The organism is Acidiplasma sp. MBA-1, from assembly GCF_000949015.1.
In the GTDB taxonomy this organism is placed as follows: Archaea; Thermoplasmatota; Thermoplasmata; order Thermoplasmatales; family Thermoplasmataceae; genus Acidiplasma; species Acidiplasma aeolicum.
Map to the genome: position 1 here is coordinate 228,766 of NZ_JYHS01000003.1, position 17,681 is coordinate 246,446.

The following is a 17,681-nucleotide window of genomic DNA, read 5'->3' on the forward strand; positions in this document are numbered from 1 at the left end:
ATCACATATATGAAAAATTGCTTTTTATTCACACCATCCTTCACAGGAGTTTAAAAATTATTACATAATTACGTTATTTAATTCATATTTGTGACAAAAAGGTTAATATATTATGATATTATATTATAATAAGTGAGTTAACATGACTAAATTACTAGTTTTGGGTGGAAGATTTGCAGGGTTAACAGCTGCTTATACCGCAAAGAGGCTTTTAGGAGATAAAATAGATGTTACATTGATAAATAACACACCATATGCGGCCTTCAGGCCCGGGATGCCACATGTGGCCATAGGTGTATCAACAGCTGAAGAGCTTGAGGTTGATCTGGCAACAGCATTACCGGCAAAGGGAATTAAATTCATACTTGGTACGGTTACAAAAATTGATGCTAAAAAGAATAAGGTAGAATATGAACTTCCAAGCAAGGAAAAGAAGGAAGCATCCTATGATTACCTTGTTGTTGCCTTTGGAGCAAAGCTTGGAATAGAACACATCAAGGGCTGGGAAGAATATGGAAACAGCGTATGTGAGCCACAGTATGCAACAGCATTACATGAGAAGCTTGAAAACTGGAAGGGAGGAAACATAGCAATTGGATCCGGAGTATTTTATCAGGGCACATTAACACCAAGGGGTAAGTATCCAAAGAACTGGGCATCAGTGGCAGACTCAGCATGTGAGGGCCTAATATTTGAGCTCTCCTTAATGGTTCCGGCATTCCTTAAAAAGAAGGGACTTTTAGACAAAACACACATAACAATATTCTCACCGGGAGAGGAGATACTTACAGATATAGCAAAGGAATCAAGGAGCGTCGTAAAAAGCCTATTTGCCCAGGCTGGATTTGATATGGTATGGAACTTCAAGTTAAAGGAAATTAAGAAGGATGAAATAGTGGATGAGAGCGGAAAGACAATAAAAGCCGATCTTGCAATAATACTGCCACCATATGAAAAGAACGACGCCGTTGCAAACTCAACACCTGATTTATTTGATGACGGCGGGTTCATACCAACCGATGAGCACATGAGGTCAGTAACATACCCCAATGTATATGCATGTGGTGATGCAAACCAGGTCACAGTTCCCAAGCTGGGATTCCTTGCAGTGCAGACATCCAGGATTGCAATGGAAGATCTTGCAAACAGGCTTGGTGTGCCAACAAAGCAGGAGGAATATGCACCTGAGGTGGTATGTATAGCAGATAACCCGCTGGAGGGCTTTGCCATAGCAGTAAATGATACAACATTCTATGGCGGGGATGAAAAGATAGCACAGCCCTCACCCACAAACCATATAAAGAAGGAATTATTTACCAAATACTTTATGTGGACAAATGGAGATATGGCATTGGATAAATATCTCGCAAGCTGGTGATAAGACATGATGACTGAGGATGAGCAGCTGGAAAAATTGATGAAACCAGAATATATATCCAGCCTGACAAGGCTGATAGAGCTGGTTAAAAAACTGGACAACATGGGTTTCCTGGATGTTATATCCGGAATACTCAGCGATGAAGATACAATGAAAACAATCTTTGGCCTTATAACCAGCGATGATGTTCTATCATTGACAACAAAATCTGATTCAATAATGGCAATGTTAAAGATCATTTCAGAACAGAAAAACATTAAGGCACTTTCAAACCTGCTTGAAATCATCACTGTAATGCAGGGCAAGGGATTATTAGACCCGATTATGGGCATACTGAATGACGATGAATCAATGGGTGCAGTTATGGGATTAATATCAAACGACTTCACAATGAATTTAATAATGAACAATAAATTAATATTAAACTCCCTTGGAACACTTGACCTCAGCGTAACACCACACTATGTAAATATGATAAAGGCAATAGAAAACGCAATTAAGAATGAAACTGTAACACCCGTTGGTGGCATGATGGGAACACTGCATGCCATGAAGGACGAGGATACCCAGAAGGGTCTTGGAATTGTGTTCTCAATTCTCAAAAGTTTGGGTAAAACCTGCTCTAACGAGTTTAACTGCGCCAAAAAATAACTTTAATTTTTTTTAAATTTGTTTATATATTTATTCTACAATTCAAATTTCTTATATATTTTAAAAATATTATGTTTTATAGCTCCGTGGTGTAGCGGCCAAGCATACCGGACTTTGGATCCGATGACGGCAGTTCAAATCTGCCCGGAGCTGTTTATGATAAGGGTTATCGGAAGAAATAAAATTGAGGAAAGTATTTCATCACCATGCGTTGTAAGGGAACTTTATAGTATGTTTAAAATAAATCCGGATGAGTATGTTGTTCTTGTAAATGGGGATCCGGTAACTGACGATGAAATTATAAAGCCAGACGATAACGTTGTTTTGCTTGAGGTTTTTTCTGGTGGATAAGTTAATCAAAGAAAATATTTTTTTTATAAAACTTTTTAAGAACATCATACTGTGTATTTTTATCCACGTCAATTACATGTATTTTATTTTTTAATGGATTTAAATGCCGGCCTATATCAATTTTTTTCAACTCTGTTTCAAAAATTTTTGAAAAATCGGTATTCTCATTTTTTATATCGACATATAGCCTGTTTCCATTAATATATGGGCCCCTTAGAAGGCGGTCATTATTCATCCATATTTTAATAAACTTTATAACCTCATTAGAATCAGCAGGAGGACCTGAATGTATAAGCATATCAGGAGGTTTTTCCCTCTCATATTCAATTAATATCTCTATTTTATTATTAACAAGGATCTCTGATGATACAGGCCTGTATCCATATTTGTCAAATATTCCAAAAAGTTTATTCTTAAATCTAACTGCCTGTGGATATATTATATCATCAATAACATCAGGTCTTTCCATGGTAAAAATTTTCATATATGTGCCGCGATCCTTTATGTTATTGTTATTTAAACTGCCTAATGGTAAATTCTCTGGAGTTTCAAGATAAAGTTTTGAAGCAATCTCCATACGTGCCAGATTTTCCAGGCTTACAGCTGCAGCGGCGTTCCTTGTTGTATCAACAGGGTCTATTATTATAACCGGTTCAGGGAATTTTTTTTCAAGCGATTTATCATCAGGAATTAAAAATCTGCCCTTATTTTCTGCAAATTTTTTTAAAACATTTATAAACGATCCAAGATTAATAACCATTATTTCACATAAATATCCTGAGAAACCCGATTTTGAAATTTCTGAACCATATACATTAACCTGCTTCATAAAAATTTTTAATTTTCTTATGTCATTCCTTATGTTTTCATTTGAATTTTCATTTACAAACTTTGTGTGCAGTGGTGTTCTATCAACAGTGGATTCTATTCTTTCTCCTGGGTTCATCTTATATGCAGGAACAATATCCACCTTTATATTATCAATATGCCCTGATACATATGGGTGTTCAGCATATTTTTCAATTCCATCCTGAAGAATTTTATGGCCCAGTTTAAGGCCGGTATTCTCCATGAATTCCTTATCATATTTCTTGTTAAAAAGTATGAAAATGTCTATATCACTGCACTTTAAATTTGTATCCTTGGATACAGATCCAACCTCCACAGCCTCTGCATCAATTTTTAATTTACTGCACTCATCATTTAAACTTTTAATTATATTACTGGCTACCAATTTAAGTTTTTTATTTTCCTCGTCTGAGGGACTGTACTGATCAAGCAATTTTTTTAAATCCAGCATATCTAGTTCTGAAGATCAATAATGGCCTGTGCAGGTTCTCCATCAGCCTTTTTTAAAGCCTCAATTGCCTTTTCCCTTGAAACCTTGGCCTGTTCCATAACAAGTTTTATATCATCCTCGTTAAATCCCTGACTTTCAGTTTTTGTTTTTTCAACCTCCTTCATCGTGCCAAGAACCTGAAATGTTCTCTGGCCCTGGGCCTCTATCATTGTAACCCTTGCATTCTCAATTACATAATCCTTATCTGTTCCTCTAAAAACAACCTCCTTTACGTCATTCATTTCCGTGGATTTTATTCCCATTTGGGACATCATCCTTTTAAGCTCTCTTGGGTTCATAAATATTAAATAATAATTACTTTAATTAATTTTTATGTTTTTGTATTGCATCGTTATATTTATTTTATTAATTATATATATAATTTTATTTTTTTAGGAATCATTATTTATTTTGCCAAAATGCTAATAAATAATCATAAAAATATATATCACATAAGTGTATATGGCTATATGCAGGATGAAGAGGCCGTTTTAGAAAGGCTTAAAAAGGAAGGTATTGAATTTTTGCAGCTGCAGTTTACTGATCTTATGGGCAATGTTAAATCACTAACTGTCCCAAAAAATAGGTTTGAGGACGTAATATATAATGGCATAATGTTTGATGGCAGTTCAATTCTTGGATTTAAAGAAATTCAGAATTCAGATATGAAGGCAGTACCTGAACTCTCATCTTATATACTTTTAAGCAATGAAAATTATGCAGGTAAAACTGTAAGATTTGTTTGCAAGATTTTTAATCCAGATGGAACAAGATTTGAGGGGGACCCAAGGTATATACTTGAAAGGCAGGTTGAAAGACTGGCAAAGGAAAATAAAACATATTATGTTGGTCCTGAGCTTGAATATTTTATTTTTGAACAGGACGAGGATGGAAATCCAACAGTATATCCAAGCGACCTTGGTGGATATTTTGACCGCGAACCCCTTGATAAATCCTTTACTGTAAAACAGGAAATACTTCAAAAACTTGAGGCTGTAAATTATTATCCAGAGGCATCACACCATGAGGTGGCATACGGTCAGCACGAGATTGATGTTAAATATTCCACAGCAGTTGAAATGGCCGACAGGATAATTATAATAAAAAGCATAGTCAAAGAAACAGCCAATGCCTATGGATACCATGCCACTTTCATGCCAAAGCCCATCAAGGGAATAAACGGCAATGGAATGCATGTACATCAGAGCATATTTTCAGGTGATGAAAACCTGTTTTACGATGAAAGAAATAAATATGGTCTCAGTGAGTATGCAATGCACTACCTTGGTGGAATTCTCCAGTATGTACCAGGTGCAGCACCGGTACTGGCATCAACAGTAAACTCATATAAAAGGTTAATACCTGGATTTGAGGCGCCTGTATATATTGCATGGGCAAATAAAAATAGGAGCGCACTTATAAGGGTACCGCATGCAAGCCCCAAGGGCAAGAGAATGGAATTAAGATTCCCGGATTCTGCAGGAAATCAGTACCTGCAATTTGCAGTAATCCTTGGCATGGGCCTTGAGGGAATAGAGAATAAGATAGAACCACCAGAACCCGTTGAAAAGAATATCTTTGAAATGAGCCGTGAGGAAAGAATTAAAAACGGTATAAAGTCGATGCCAGGGTCTCTTGGTCAGGCACTGGATGCATTCAGGGAAAGCACACTTATGAAAAAGATCCTTGGGGATTTCATGTATGATGAGTTTCTGAAGGCAAAGGAGAAGGAATGGGAGGATTTCAGATCACACGTTACAGACTGGGAAATTAAAAAATATTTAGATCTTTATTGAATTACATTTATATTTATATTTTCACCGCTGGTTATTTTTATGTTATTTATATGCATTAAATTTTTTATTATGTAACCATATCTGCCTATTTTTTCTGAATCTCCAGTAATATTTAATGAATCTATCGGTGCTGCCATTGATATTTTTAGGCTGCTTTTTAGTGCCCTGATACTATTTATAACAGAAATTATGTAATCTATATCATTTTCCTCATTAAATAGGTATTTATCATCATATTCCGGATATTTTTCAAGGGCTATGCTTATCGAATCAGGATGTATTTCGTGATATAATTCCTCTGTTATAAATGGCATAATTGGTGAGTACATTTTTAAAACATTTTCCATTATAAGGTAAGAAACTGCAATATTCTCATTTCTGTATTCCTCATTATCATTTTTGATAATTTCAAGGTAATTGTCACAGTAGTTGCTCCAGAAGAATTTATCGAGTGCGCTTCTTGCCTTCATAACCTCATATGCATCCATGTATCCTGTTACTTCCCTGACAGTTTTTTCATATTTGGACATTATCCACTTATTTACCGGAGATTTTATTATATTAATATCTCCCTGTATTTTTCCACCTGATATTATTTTTAGAAGATTTAATGAATTATAAAGCTTGATAACAGTTTTTTTGCCCCTTACAAGATCCTGCTCCCTTAATTTTATATTTTCACCAGGCATTGTGGTTGAACCCCAGAATCTGAGCGCATCAGCACCATATTTCTCTATTATATCCTTTGGCTCCACTATATTTCCCTTGCTTTTACTCATTTTCTGTCCAAAAGGGTCATAAACATTGCCGCTTATTGCAATTTTTTTCCACGGTATTTTATTGTAATGCAGGTAGGATCTTAATATGGTTGTAAATGCCCATGATGTAATAATGTCATGCCCCTGAAACCTGACATCCATTGGATACATATCCATGGAATTTATATGCGTTAAATATAACGTTGGGCTTATTGAAGATGTGGCCCAGGTATCCATAACATCCCTTTCAGGCTGAACATCATCAGAACCGCAGGCGGGGCATTTAATATTTTTATTTACAAGCCTGGGGTCCACAGGCAGATCCTTTTCATCTGCATAAATTATTGTTCCGCATTTATTGCAGTACCATACAGGAAATGGTATGCCAAAATACCTCTGCCTTGAGATGCACCAGTCCCATCTAAGTCCATTTACCCAGTTATCATACCTGGTTTTCATGTATTCCGGTATCCATTCTATTTTATCTCCAAATTCTAATAACTCCTTTTTTATATCCAGGTCTTTTATGTACCATTGTTTGCTTATACCTATTTCTATTGGGGTTCCACATCTTTCATGCGTATTTACTGAATGTTTAATTTTTTCTATTTTTATTATATAATTATTTTTTTTCAGCTCTTCAATAATTCTCTTTCTTGCTTCTTTAATCCCAATATTATCTAAATACCTTGAATCATTAAGTTTATCGTTCTTTAATATTATGCGTGAATCCAGATTATACTTCCTCCAGAGTTCAAGATCATTCTGATCACCAAAGGTACAAAGCATTTCTGCACCAGTACCGAAATTCATGTCTATTGATTCATCTGACATTACCGGAACCTCATTGCCATAGAGCGGCACCTTTATTTTTTTTCCAATTATATTCTTATACCTTTCATCACCGGGATTAACAAACACAGCCACACAGGCACCAAGCATTTCCGGCCTTGTTGTTGCAATTTCTATCCCATCAAAATTAACGTAAACAAGGTCCGTATCTATAATTGCATCCTTCATCTCTATCTGTGAAATGGCAGTTTTACATGTTGGACATCTTATATACGGCGCCTCAGCCCTGTAAGCCCTTCCAGATCTGGCAAGATCCAGAAATAACTTCTGGGACATTTTCATTGAAAAATCAGATGATGTGTCTATATAATCGTTAAATGATGCACTGAGGCCTATTGAGTACCATGCATCTGCAAGTTCAAGCTCTGCCTTTTTGCTCTCCTCCTTGCATATTTCTATATAATCACCTAATGGTGTATTTTCTATTGTAACATTCCTTGTTTTCTCCACGTATCTTTCTGTTGGTAAACCATTGTCATCAAATCCCCATGGATAAAATACATTGTAACCCTTCATTCTTTTATATCTGGCTATGAAATCCTGGTGTGGATAGGAATAAGCATGTCCAAGGTGCATTTTACCCGAGACCGTTGGTGGTGGTGTATCTATTGAAAAATTTTTATCGCCCTTTGTAAATTTAAAAACATTATTTTTTTTCCAGTAATCCCTCCATTTATTTTCCATGGATACTATGTCAAGCATATAAACTAAATCATTATCTTAATTAAATATCTTTTTAACGAATACCAATGAAGGGTGGCAAAAATATAATATAAATATAAACTTCTATAAAGTCTTATAGAAATATTTAAATAAAACTTTGTAATTAACTTTTTGGAGGTGTTCTCTATGGTTGATGATGTAATTATGGAAAAGAAAGCATCTGCCAAAAAGGACGCCGGCTATGGTATAGAGGAAAAGGATGTTGAAACATATACCATGCAGAATCTTAAGGGCATAGCCAAAGAAATAAGCATGACATGGAAATCCCATGGATTTACCATCGGGGATGTTAAGGGATTTATGCCATACTTAATGGCTGAAATATTTAACCAGTCTGGAGAAACGGATAATGAAATACTAGAATATATTGACACATACTTCAGGCCATCAGTTCTGGACTACCTTTACAGAATAAAAAACTCCAGAAAAATTGATGTATTTGGAAATTAAAACTAACTTTCAACTATTTTTTTAATTTTTTTAATAAAATCATTTATATTACTGTAAATAAATTTTTCATTTTCCCTTAATACATCATCCATTTTTTTGGTATCCAAATGATCCGTTTCTGCCTCTGGTATATAATCCTGTAGCTGAATGCCATTTCTTATCTTATTTCCAGTATCTTTATAGGCCTCCTTCCAGTTTTGTGTTTTATTGAACTCCAGTCTTGAATTATATGTTGCATATGTTGTATTTTTAATCATATTAATTGCTTTTTCTGAATCAAATTCAATACCATTAAAAAGTGCGGGCATGCCATTTAAAATAATTTTTAAATCTATTAAAAACGGGATGAATTCATCCTTAATTATTTGAAAATCCCTGTGATATCCTGGCGTTTTATTTATGGTGGTAGAATAAATCAATGATGCTAGAGAAATGGATCTGGAGACATAGCCCTGAAAAATTTCAAGAAAGTCTGGATTAACCTTATTCGGCATTAATGAGCTGCCCGTGACATATCCCGGTGGAAGCCTTATTATGCCCATCTCGTCACCTGAAAATATTATCAAATCCTGAAAAATTCTTGATATGTCTATAAGAAACTGATTTAATACAGATATTATATTTATGTATGTATCAATATACCTGGTTGATTCAAACAGCGGGTTCCTAATATTTTTTTTCATGCCAATGTATGATGCAACCTCACCAAAATCAACACCGGATACAGAACCAAATCCAGAACCATATCCCAGTGGTAATTCCAGAAGATCATTAAAAACATCATTAAGCCTGTAAAATGCTGATGTAAATATTTCTGATATATAATTAAGATATGTTGAATACCTTATGGGCATGGCCTGCCTAAAATGTGTGTATCCCGGTAAAACCCCATCCTGCCTTATATTATTTATTACCTTTACAGTTTCAAGAATGCTTTTCTGGAATGATAATAAAGTTTCCATTGCAAAAAAATTAAAATCTGTGTGCACCTGCTCATTTCTTGACATAAACATTCTAAGATTCCTGCCAGCCTCTCCAGCATTTTCAATTATATAATATTCCATATTGCCATGAACATCCTCCAGGGATTCATTTAGTTTTATGCCATCCTCATAGGCCTTTATGAGTGCAATGAATATTTTCTTTGCATCCTCTTTTTTTATTATTCCATGATTGTATAAATAAAAATTATACATTAATAGATGCAGTGCCTCATACCTTACCAGATAGGCATCTACATTTATGTCCTTTTTAACCATAAAATCATAGGCGCTGTTATCACCCTCTGATGCAGCGCTTCCTGACCATATCTTCATTCAATCACTTTTAGGGTTTTTTTCCTTGCAGCAGACCCAAGCACGGTATTATTTTTATAAATATCTATGAACCCCTTAGCAGAGTCCTGTTTAAATATGCTGTTGTCATAGCTGACTGTATCATAGTCGTATAGAGAATATTCACTATCGATGGTTTTTAATGATATATTGCCCTTATACAGGCCAAGCTTGATTTCTCCCTCTATGTATTTGTTAATGCTCTGCTCAAATGCATTAATATGCTCCATAACCGGATCATACCAGAGACCGTTATAAACATTGTTTGACCACTGAAAATCCATATAATTTTTAATGTCTGCCTCGTTTTTATTTAATATTAGCGATTCAAAAATTTTATGCGCTTTTAATATTAACACAGCAGCGGGGCACTCATATATCTCATGGCTTTTAATTCCTGTTACCCTGTTCTCTATATGATTTATAAAACCTATTCCATTCTCACCGGCAATTTTGTTTAACCTCTCAGTAATCTCCTTTAAACTATAATGTACACCGTTTATTGCACTCGGAATTCCATTTTTAAACTCAAGAGATAGCTCTGTTTCAATGTCTGGCGCATTTTTCGGCGGTGTTACCCACTCATAAACATCGTCCTCAACAGGATTGGTAAGTTTTTCAAGGTTTGAGCCCTCTATTGACCTACCCCAGAGATTCTCATCAACAGAATACTTGCCACCGTATGTAATATTTATGCCATGTGATTTTGCATATGCTATTTCATCGGGCCTGTTCATATTCCAGTCCCTAACCGGTGCAATTACATCAATATTATTATTTAAAGCTTTAATTGTCACCTCAAACCTTACCTGGTCATTACCCTTACCGGTTGACCCGTGTGCTATTGTACTGCAGCCATATTCCTCTGCATATTTAACGGCCTTCTCAGCCATTAGCGGCCTTGCAATTGCAGTTGAAAGCGGGTAATCGCCATAAAAGCCATCTGCATATATCTCCTTTTTAATGTATTTTTCAGCAAATTCATTTTTAACATCCTCGACTATAGCATCTGAAACACCAAGTGAAATTGCCTTTTCCTTTATCTCATCAAGGTTACTGTTTCCTATGTTCAATGTTAATGTCACAACCTCCTTTTTTAAATTTTCCTGTATCCATTTTGCCATGACAGATGTATCTAATCCTCCTGAATATAATAATAATACTTTCTCCATAGGAATAAAAATATTGTTTTTATATTTTATATTTTTTGTAAAAAATTATCAAATAACCATATTTGGTATTATAAAATATAAAATCATGTAAAAAATTATATTATTGAATTAAATTATATATTATGGTTGAAAAAAGATTAAGAAGGGGGAACGTTGAGAGTGCTGTTAGAAATTATCTTAAAAGGAATCCTGAAATATTAATATCAATGAGAATGGGCATTGTTAATGTCAGCAAGCTTGCAAGAAAGATATACAATGAAATGAATGGTTATAATATAATATCAATAAGATCTGCCCTAAATAAAATGTCCATGGAAAACACAGGCGACGATTTTACCTCTCATATTAATAAATTATTATCAGAAAGCAAAATAACGCTCCAGGATAAAATTATGGTAATTACCACAACCAGAAAGCTTGAAAATTTAAATTATTTATCTGCAACATATCTAACAGATTCAATAGTTTACATAATAGATGAAACTAAAAATAAATTATCAGAAATACCAAAAAATGCCATAATAGAAAAAGATGTAAGTTCAATACATATATTCTCCTCACCAGAGATAATTAAAACTCCTGGTTTTGTCATGAAAATAAACGAAAAATTATTTTCAGCAGAGATCAATATATTACAGTTAATTTCATGCTCAAATGAAACCATAGTAATAGTAAAAAGGTCAGACGGAATAAAGGCTTACGAGGCTTTAATATCTCAATAAAATAACAAAATATATGCAATAGAATTTTAGACCTGACGTTAAAAATGTGCCACCCCAAGGATAATTAATATTAAATCAATTTTCTACTCACATAAATATCGAAATTATACTTCATTTTATTATTAAATAAAAATAATAAAAATTTATTCTGGATTTACCTTAATTGCAAGTGTCGGGCAAACGCTTTCACATGCCATGCAAAATATGCACTCGCTTTCCCTTACTGGGTCACATTTATCTGTTCTGTATTTATCCCATAACTCCTTATCATCCTTTGAGATGGGCTTATCGTTTCCTGTACCTGACTGGCCCGGATTTAATTCCCATTCAAACAGGGATACAGGACAAACATCCATGCAAGCGCCATCTGCTATACATGCCTCCCAATCAACACCCACAATGCTGCCATGGATACCAAACTTTGTTGGGTATGGCTTTCCATCAGCATCCATCCTCTGTATGCCCTCAGCCCTAACCTTATGTCCTTTGTGCTCTCCTGTTACAGGGTAATTCTGTTCATCGTTTATATAGTTTTGATCTATAGGCTTTGGCTTATAATCCAGGGTTTCTAACTTAACCACTCATTATCACCTAATTCGATAATACATATATTACTTAAAATATTTTTCCTTTTAACAAATTAATATACAATTACATGCAGATTAAAAATTTAAATATAGTAAAAATATAAAAATCTTTATTTAATAATGTAATATCCAATCATGCAGGGTAAAATTTTAGATAGAAAAGCCCAGGGCGAGTTTGTTACAAACTTTTTAAGGCAAATAAAGTTTAAAAGGGAAGATTTTAAAACCGTAAACCCTCTAGGTGGTTTCACATCTATTATTGATCTCGGCAATTTTTACCTATCATTTAATAATGACGGTGTTGGTACCAAAACTATTATAGCTGAGGAAAGTGGTAAGTTTAATACACTTGGCATTGACTGTGTGGCAATGAACGTTAACGATGCAATTACAACCGGAGCTGAACCAATAGCCATGCTAGATTATATCTCCTTAAAGGATATAGATAATGAGGTTGCAAAACAGCTCGGTGTAGGTTTTAATGTTGGGGCTCAGATTGCAAATATTAACATTGTTGGCGGAGAAACAGCAATAGTGCCAGATCTTATTAATCATATAGATATTTCTGGCACATCCATAGGAATACTTCAAAAAAGTCAGATGGTTACGGGGGAAAGAATCTCAGACGGCGATATAATAATGGGATTAAAGAGCAGTGGCCTTCATTCAAACGGGTTCACCACTGTGAGAAATATTATCAAAAGCTCTGGACTCAAATACGATGAAAATTTTCCAGGAGAGAATAAAACAGTGGCAGATGTATTACTTGAACCGACAAGGATATACGTCAGGGAAATTTTAGATGCATTGAACATAGTTAACATAAAGGGCATGGCAAATATAACTGGTGGGGGAATAAAAAATATAACCAGAATGAAGGACATGAAATATGTTATAGATAACCCCATAGAACCACAAAACGTTTTTATAAAATTAATGGAAATTGGAAATCTTACCTACGGGCAAATGTATGAAATATTTAATATGGGCATAGGCTATGTCGTAATAATAGATGAGGAAAGTAAACGCGACTTTATGAGCATAATGAAGAACCGTGTTGAAGTTCAGGAAATAGGTCATGTTGAGAACGGTTCAGGAATATCAATACCAAAATATTCTATTGAATTTCACGGTTATTATTAATTTTTTTAGCGTTATTAAATACAATTAGCTTAAATTTTGTTATATATTATGGTTTATTATGAAGGTAGCGTGTGTTGTAGATGAGGATAATATGTTGAGCCCACTGGAATATGGCAGTTCCATATTTTTAATAGATGACGAAACAAAAAAGATTGAGGAATATGAAAATCCTGGTTATGGCAGAACCCATGGTGGCAGGGAAATAGCAATGGCCGGAATACTGTCATTAAATCCTGATGCCTTTATTGTGACAGAAAATTCTCTATGCCCTGGGTCATATCAGATGTCATTTGGAAAGGTAAAGTATATAGTAACCGAGGAACAGCCGATATCAGATGTGATAAAAAATTTAAAATCCCTTGAGGAAAAGGCAGTTACGGAGCTTGAGCCAATCCTATACAGGGAGCATTAATTTTTATATTTTTTTAAAATATTTATTTTTATGAACCCTGAAGAAATTCTTGATGATGAAATTTCATCTGCCACAGTTATCGCAGACAACATAATAAAATGGTTTATTGAATATAAAGGCAATGATTATGATTTATATCTGAATAAATTCCGGGAAAACTATTATGGTATGGGTATAATAGAGTACACATGCAATTATTTATCAGGCTATAATGGAAAAATTTCAAAAATAGAGTATGCAGGTAAATTGTATGATTTAATTAAAAAGGATACAGATTCCTCTGTAAGGTTTTCAGCCCAAATTTTTAACAGAAAAGTTTCAGTTGCAACAATTAGCTACAGCTCCATGGTTAGAGATGCCATTATTAATAACATGGATAAAATTAAACAGGTATATATTATGGAAAGCGGTCCAGCTTTTGAGGGTTTATCACTTTATGACAATTTAAGCAGCCATGGAATTAAAACCATCATAACCACAGATTATTCATATTACGAGATTGGCAAATCAGCAGACATTCTATTACTGGGTTCAGACCTTGTGACTGTTAATGGGGATCTTGTACATAAAAATGGAACCTTTCCGCTTGCACTTACAATGAATTATTTTAATAAACCTGTATATTCTTTAACCACCTCAGAAAAAATAAGCAATAATTTTAACGAAGTTGATTTTCATCGGATTAAAAATCATACAAAAATAAAGGGGTTTATCAATAGGTTTTTTGATTATACATACGGCACTTTAATTACTGGATATATATATGAATATGGCTTTATAAGGCCAAATGAAATAATGAATAAATTATATAAATAATTATATATTTATATTTTATTTATTAATTTATGCCAATTTTTTAAGGTAAAGTCAGAAAAAAGTCGTTTTTAGCCCTATTGTTTTTTATATGGTTAAATAACAGCGCCCAGGCCCCATAAATTTCACCTACTTTTTTATCAAAATATTTATATCGTTGAAAGTAATACAATGTATACCAATAAAACATGCACCTATTAATGTAATATTAATAGGGAAGGGCGAGGTTATTTTATAACCAATGATACCGGATAATACAAGCAAGATAGATTGTGTATCAAAACTGCTTGGGGGATGGTTTGGTTTGAGTACCGATGAAGGACGTGCCAAGCTGCGATAAGCCTTGGGGAGGCGCATGGAGCCATAGATCCAAGGATCTCCGAATGGGACTTCCTGTATTTTCACTCCGAAAGGAGAGGGAACCCCGGGAATTGAAACATCTTAGTACCGGGAGGAAAAGAAATCAATCGAGATACCGTGAGTAAAGGCGATCGAAAGCGGTAAAGGGCAAACCGAATCTTCTCTGAAAAGAGAAAGAGATGTGGAGTATGGACCTTTCCCAATGCCTACTCTAAGAATTTTAAAAAGCTGGAAAGCTTTGCCATAGAGGGTGATAGCCCCGTGAAAGTAATTAGAGAAGCTATGAGGAAAGGTATCCTGAGTACCATGCGTCGTTATTCGCGTGGGAATGCGGGTGGCATAAACATCCAACCCTAAATATAACTCAAGTCCGATAGCAAAGAAGTACCGTGAGGGAAAACTGAAAAGCAACCCGGAAGGGCTGTGAAAAGAGCCTGAAACCAAGCAGTGAAAACTTTATAGGGCATAAAAGGAATGATCTCGAAAGAGTGACCAGTGTTCTATAGTCCGTGTTGAAGAACGGGCCAGGGAGTTGCGATGGCTGGCAAGGTTAATTCTAAAAGAAGAAACCGTAGCGAAAGCGATTACTCGCACCGTAAGGGAGGAGTAGCGTAACAAATGCGTTTAGTCAGCTGTGGCAGACCCGAAGCCGCTCGATCTATACCTGAGCAGGTTGAAGCTTAGCGAAAGCTAGGTGGAGGACCGAACCAGTTCTGATGTGCAAATCGTTTGGATGACTTGGGTATAGGGGTTAAAGGCTAATCTAGAGTGGCAATAGCGGGTTCCCCCCAATACTACCCGCAGGTAGACCTCAGCGGAGATATCTTGTGAGGTAGAGCGACCGATTGGGTGGTTAGCAACCGAAAGGTTGCGCCACCTTGTCAAACTCCGAACTTGCAAGAATCGTAGATGCTGGGTGCTAGTGCATAGGGATAAGCTTTATGCACGTGACGGAAACAACCGAGACTAATGTTAAGGTCTCTAAAATTGACTAAGTGCGATTTAAAGAGGTTTATGACCCAAGACAGTGGGGAGGTTAGCTTAGAAGCAGCTATCCTTTAAAGAGTGCGTAACAGCTCACTCACCGAGGTTATATGCCTCCAAGATGGACGAGGCTAAAGTCAATTACCGATACATTAGACCACCGAAAGGTGATGTGGTAGGGGGGCGTGCTGTATGGATAGAAGTATCTTCGAGAGGAGGTATGGACCGTACAGTATCGTGGATCCTGGTAAAAGTAGCAGAATAGAGTGGTGAAAATCCACTCCGCCGAAAGGGCAAAGGTTCCTTGGCAATGTTCGTCAGCCGAGGGTTAGCCGATCCTAAGGTCACCCCTAACAGGAAGTGATCGAAAGGGAAACTGGTTAATATTCCAGTGCCTCAGGTGTTTTGCCATATATGTTAGCTTTGGGATAGCAGAAGTGTGCCTGTCTACACATTGGCATTAATAAGCGGATGGAGAGTTGTAATGACGAGAAGTCCGTGAAAAAATGTCGGTTCCCTTATGGGAATTTCTGCAAGTCCCGGAGTCCATGAAAAACTTATATGGGTCAAGCCTGAGTTCGTACCAAGAACCGACACAGGTGCCCCTAGATGAGAAGTCTAAGGCGTTTGGGAATAATGGATGTGAGGGAACTCGGCCAAATAGTCCCGTATCTTAGGTAGAAGGGATGCCTATCCAGAAAGAGGATAGGTCGCAGTGGCAAGGGGACCCCGACTGTTTACCAAAAACACAGACCACTGCTAGTTCGTAAGGATGTGTATAGTGGTCGAAACCTGCCCAGTGTTGGTACCTGAAAGCTCCGTTCAAGGAGAAGAAGGGCCAATAAACGGCGGGGGTAACTATGACCCTCTCAAGGTAGCGTAATACCTAGCCGCTTAATTGGCGGCTCGCATGAAGGTTCAACGAGAGTCCCACTGTCCCCACATTCAGCCCCGTGAAATTAATGTACTGGTGCACAATCCAGTCTCTCCCACATGAAAGCGAAGTCCCCGTGGAGCTTTACTGCAGCCTGTAGCTGTGACGCGACTCTCAATGCGTAGGGTAGGAAGGAGTCTTAGAAGTTCCGGTTGTGGCCGGAATGGAGACGACGATGAAACACTTCCCTTTGAAAGTTGCGTCACTAACCTTAAAAAAGGGACAACTATTGGTAGGCAGTTTGGGTGGGGCGCCACGCCTCTAACAAGACAACAGAGGCCTCCAAAGATTAGCTCAGGAGGGTCAGAAATCCTCCGTAGAGTATAAAGGCAAAAGCTAGTTTGACTGTGTTCCAGCCAATAGGGAACGCAGATGCGAAAGCAGGGCTTAGCGAACCACCTTGTCCCCTCTTTATGAGGGCAGGTGATAAGAGAGAAGTTACCCCAGGGATAACTGAGTTGTCCTCGGCAAGAGTACACATCGACCCGAGGGTTTGCTACTTCGATGTCGTCTGTTCCTATCCTGGTGCTGCATAAGACACCAAGGGTGGGGCTGTTCGCCCATTAAAAGGGATCCTGAGATGGGTTCACTACGTCGCGAGACAGTAGGGTTGCTTCTCTGTGGGAGTGCACAACGTCTGAAGGGAAGGAGCCTTTAGTACGAGAGGAACGGGGGTTCGTGGCCTCTAGTTTATCGGTTGTCCGACAGGGCAGTTGCCGAGTAGCCACGCCATACGCGAATAAAAGCTGAAAGCATCTAAGCTTGAAGTCGCCCCTGAAAATAGACGTTGTTTGAGACCACTCTTAAAAGAAGAGGTTGATAGAGCCGGGATATAAGTATCAAGCTTTTGCGAGATATTAAGTCCACGGCCACTAATAGGTCGAAAACACAATCTATGCTAATTGATTATCCGGTATACCCG

Annotated in this window: 15 protein-coding genes, 1 tRNA gene and 1 rRNA gene; 11 read left to right on the top strand and 6 right to left on the bottom strand. The window is 36.6% G+C overall.

Features of this window, described 5'->3' with window-relative positions; genetic code table 11:
* The first annotated feature begins 142 nt into the window (after positions 1–142).
* The 4 genes from TZ01_RS06920 to TZ01_RS09445 all read left to right on the top strand — a co-directional run bounded on the left by TZ01_RS06920 (position 143) and on the right by TZ01_RS09445 (position 2,380).
* Positions 143–1,378, top strand: coding sequence for an NAD(P)/FAD-dependent oxidoreductase (locus TZ01_RS06920; protein WP_048102067.1), 1,236 nt, complete (start codon positions 143–145; stop codon positions 1,376–1,378).
* Positions 1,379–1,384: 6 nt separating this feature from the next.
* Complete coding sequence (locus TZ01_RS06925) at positions 1,385–2,029, top strand: DUF1641 domain-containing protein (protein ID WP_048102068.1); 645 nt, start codon at positions 1,385–1,387, stop codon at positions 2,027–2,029.
* Positions 2,030–2,109: 80 nt separating this feature from the next.
* Positions 2,110–2,182: transfer RNA gene (locus TZ01_RS06930), tRNA-Gln, on the top strand.
* A 3-nt stretch (positions 2,183–2,185) separates the two neighbouring features.
* A complete protein-coding gene (locus TZ01_RS09445; RefSeq protein WP_055032412.1) occupies positions 2,186–2,380 on the top strand; it encodes a MoaD/ThiS family protein in 195 nt (64 codons plus the stop codon).
* 1 nt (position 2,381) lies between these two features.
* On the opposite strand, the gene cca is transcribed toward TZ01_RS09445, so the two are convergent.
* Together cca and TZ01_RS06945 are read right to left on the bottom strand one after the other, a co-directional pair.
* Complete coding sequence (cca, locus tag TZ01_RS06940; RefSeq protein WP_048102070.1) at positions 2,382–3,680, bottom strand: CCA tRNA nucleotidyltransferase; 1,299 nt, start codon at positions 3,678–3,680, stop codon at positions 2,382–2,384.
* A 2-nt stretch (positions 3,681–3,682) separates the two neighbouring features.
* A complete protein-coding gene (locus TZ01_RS06945) occupies positions 3,683–4,018 on the bottom strand; it encodes a nascent polypeptide-associated complex protein (protein ID WP_048102071.1) in 336 nt (111 codons plus the stop codon).
* Positions 4,019–4,189: 171 nt separating this feature from the next.
* On the opposite strand from TZ01_RS06945, the gene glnA reads away from it, so the two are divergent.
* Positions 4,190–5,515 (top strand): type I glutamate--ammonia ligase, encoded by a 1,326-nt coding sequence (glnA, locus tag TZ01_RS06950; protein ID WP_048102187.1) that lies wholly within the window; start codon positions 4,190–4,192, stop codon positions 5,513–5,515.
* On the opposite strand, the gene TZ01_RS06955 is transcribed toward glnA, so the two are convergent.
* Entirely contained in the window at positions 5,509–7,827 is a 2,319-nt protein-coding gene (locus TZ01_RS06955) for a valine--tRNA ligase (protein ID WP_048102072.1), read from the bottom strand. The two genes, glnA and TZ01_RS06955, sit on opposite strands and share 7 nt — an antisense overlap.
* A gap of 147 nt (positions 7,828–7,974) precedes the next feature.
* Between TZ01_RS06955 and TZ01_RS06960 the strand changes: the two genes are divergently transcribed.
* Positions 7,975–8,298, top strand: coding sequence for a hypothetical protein (locus tag TZ01_RS06960; protein ID WP_048102073.1), 324 nt, complete (start codon positions 7,975–7,977; stop codon positions 8,296–8,298).
* Positions 8,299–8,300: 2 nt separating this feature from the next.
* Here the strand turns inward: TZ01_RS06960 and TZ01_RS06965 are convergent, their stop codons facing one another.
* A complete protein-coding gene (locus TZ01_RS06965) occupies positions 8,301–9,614 on the bottom strand; it encodes a lyase family protein (protein WP_048102074.1) in 1,314 nt (437 codons plus the stop codon).
* Complete coding sequence (locus TZ01_RS06970; RefSeq protein ID WP_048102075.1) at positions 9,611–10,804, bottom strand: argininosuccinate synthase; 1,194 nt, start codon at positions 10,802–10,804, stop codon at positions 9,611–9,613. Before TZ01_RS06970 ends, TZ01_RS06965 begins: the two co-directional genes overlap by 4 nt.
* A 122-nt stretch (positions 10,805–10,926) precedes the next feature.
* Here TZ01_RS06970 and TZ01_RS06975 point away from each other — a divergent pair, with 122 nt between their 5' ends.
* Positions 10,927–11,526, top strand: a complete 600-nt coding sequence (locus tag TZ01_RS06975) for an ACT domain-containing protein (protein WP_048102076.1) — start codon at positions 10,927–10,929, stop codon at positions 11,524–11,526.
* 143 nt (positions 11,527–11,669) lie between these two features.
* Here TZ01_RS06975 and zfx read toward each other — a convergent pair whose 3' ends face one another.
* Positions 11,670–12,107, bottom strand: a complete 438-nt coding sequence (gene zfx, locus TZ01_RS06980; protein ID WP_052656825.1) for a zinc-containing ferredoxin — start codon at positions 12,105–12,107, stop codon at positions 11,670–11,672.
* Between the two features lie 141 nt (positions 12,108–12,248).
* Between zfx and purM the strand changes: the two genes are divergently transcribed.
* From purM to TZ01_RS09450, 4 genes are all read left to right on the top strand, one after another.
* Positions 12,249–13,256 carry a phosphoribosylformylglycinamidine cyclo-ligase gene (purM, locus tag TZ01_RS06985; protein WP_048102077.1) on the top strand — a complete coding sequence of 336 codons (1,008 nt, stop codon included), beginning with the start codon at positions 12,249–12,251 and terminating at the stop codon, positions 13,254–13,256.
* Positions 13,257–13,314: 58 nt separating this feature from the next.
* The gene (locus TZ01_RS06990) at positions 13,315–13,668 is read left to right on the top strand and encodes a hypothetical protein (RefSeq protein WP_048102078.1); all 354 of its coding nucleotides are present in this window, start codon (positions 13,315–13,317) and stop codon (positions 13,666–13,668) included.
* Between the two features lie 30 nt (positions 13,669–13,698).
* On the top strand, positions 13,699–14,484 hold the full coding sequence (locus TZ01_RS06995; protein WP_048102079.1) for a hypothetical protein: 786 nt from the start codon (positions 13,699–13,701) through the stop codon (positions 14,482–14,484).
* Positions 14,485–14,747: 263 nt separating this feature from the next.
* Positions 14,748–17,655, top strand: a 23S ribosomal RNA gene (locus tag TZ01_RS09450).
* Positions 17,656–17,681: the final 26 nt, after the last annotated feature.

What these genes read in the sequence shown, in the direction of transcription:
- TZ01_RS06920 (WP_048102067.1), top strand. Translation starts at nt 143, where the DNA reads ATGACTAAATTACTAGTTTTGGGTGGAAGATTTGCAGGGTTAACAGCT.
- TZ01_RS06925 (WP_048102068.1), top strand. Translation starts at nt 1,385, where the DNA reads ATGATGACTGAGGATGAGCAGCTGGAAAAATTGATGAAACCAGAATAT.
- TZ01_RS09445 (WP_055032412.1), top strand. Translation starts at nt 2,186, where the DNA reads ATGATAAGGGTTATCGGAAGAAATAAAATTGAGGAAAGTATTTCATCA.
- cca (WP_048102070.1), bottom strand. Translation starts at nt 3,680, where the DNA reads ATGCTGGATTTAAAAAAATTGCTTGATCAGTACAGTCCCTCAGACGAG.
- TZ01_RS06945 (WP_048102071.1), bottom strand. Translation starts at nt 4,018, where the DNA reads ATGAACCCAAGAGAGCTTAAAAGGATGATGTCCCAAATGGGAATAAAA.
- glnA (WP_048102187.1), top strand. Translation starts at nt 4,190, where the DNA reads ATGCAGGATGAAGAGGCCGTTTTAGAAAGGCTTAAAAAGGAAGGTATT.
- TZ01_RS06955 (WP_048102072.1), bottom strand. Translation starts at nt 7,827, where the DNA reads ATGCTTGACATAGTATCCATGGAAAATAAATGGAGGGATTACTGGAAA.
- TZ01_RS06960 (WP_048102073.1), top strand. Translation starts at nt 7,975, where the DNA reads ATGGTTGATGATGTAATTATGGAAAAGAAAGCATCTGCCAAAAAGGAC.
- TZ01_RS06965 (WP_048102074.1), bottom strand. Translation starts at nt 9,614, where the DNA reads ATGAAGATATGGTCAGGAAGCGCTGCATCAGAGGGTGATAACAGCGCC.
- TZ01_RS06970 (WP_048102075.1), bottom strand. Translation starts at nt 10,804, where the DNA reads ATGGAGAAAGTATTATTATTATATTCAGGAGGATTAGATACATCTGTC.
- TZ01_RS06975 (WP_048102076.1), top strand. Translation starts at nt 10,927, where the DNA reads ATGGTTGAAAAAAGATTAAGAAGGGGGAACGTTGAGAGTGCTGTTAGA.
- purM (WP_048102077.1), top strand. Translation starts at nt 12,249, where the DNA reads ATGCAGGGTAAAATTTTAGATAGAAAAGCCCAGGGCGAGTTTGTTACA.
- TZ01_RS06990 (WP_048102078.1), top strand. Translation starts at nt 13,315, where the DNA reads ATGAAGGTAGCGTGTGTTGTAGATGAGGATAATATGTTGAGCCCACTG.
- TZ01_RS06995 (WP_048102079.1), top strand. Translation starts at nt 13,699, where the DNA reads ATGAACCCTGAAGAAATTCTTGATGATGAAATTTCATCTGCCACAGTT.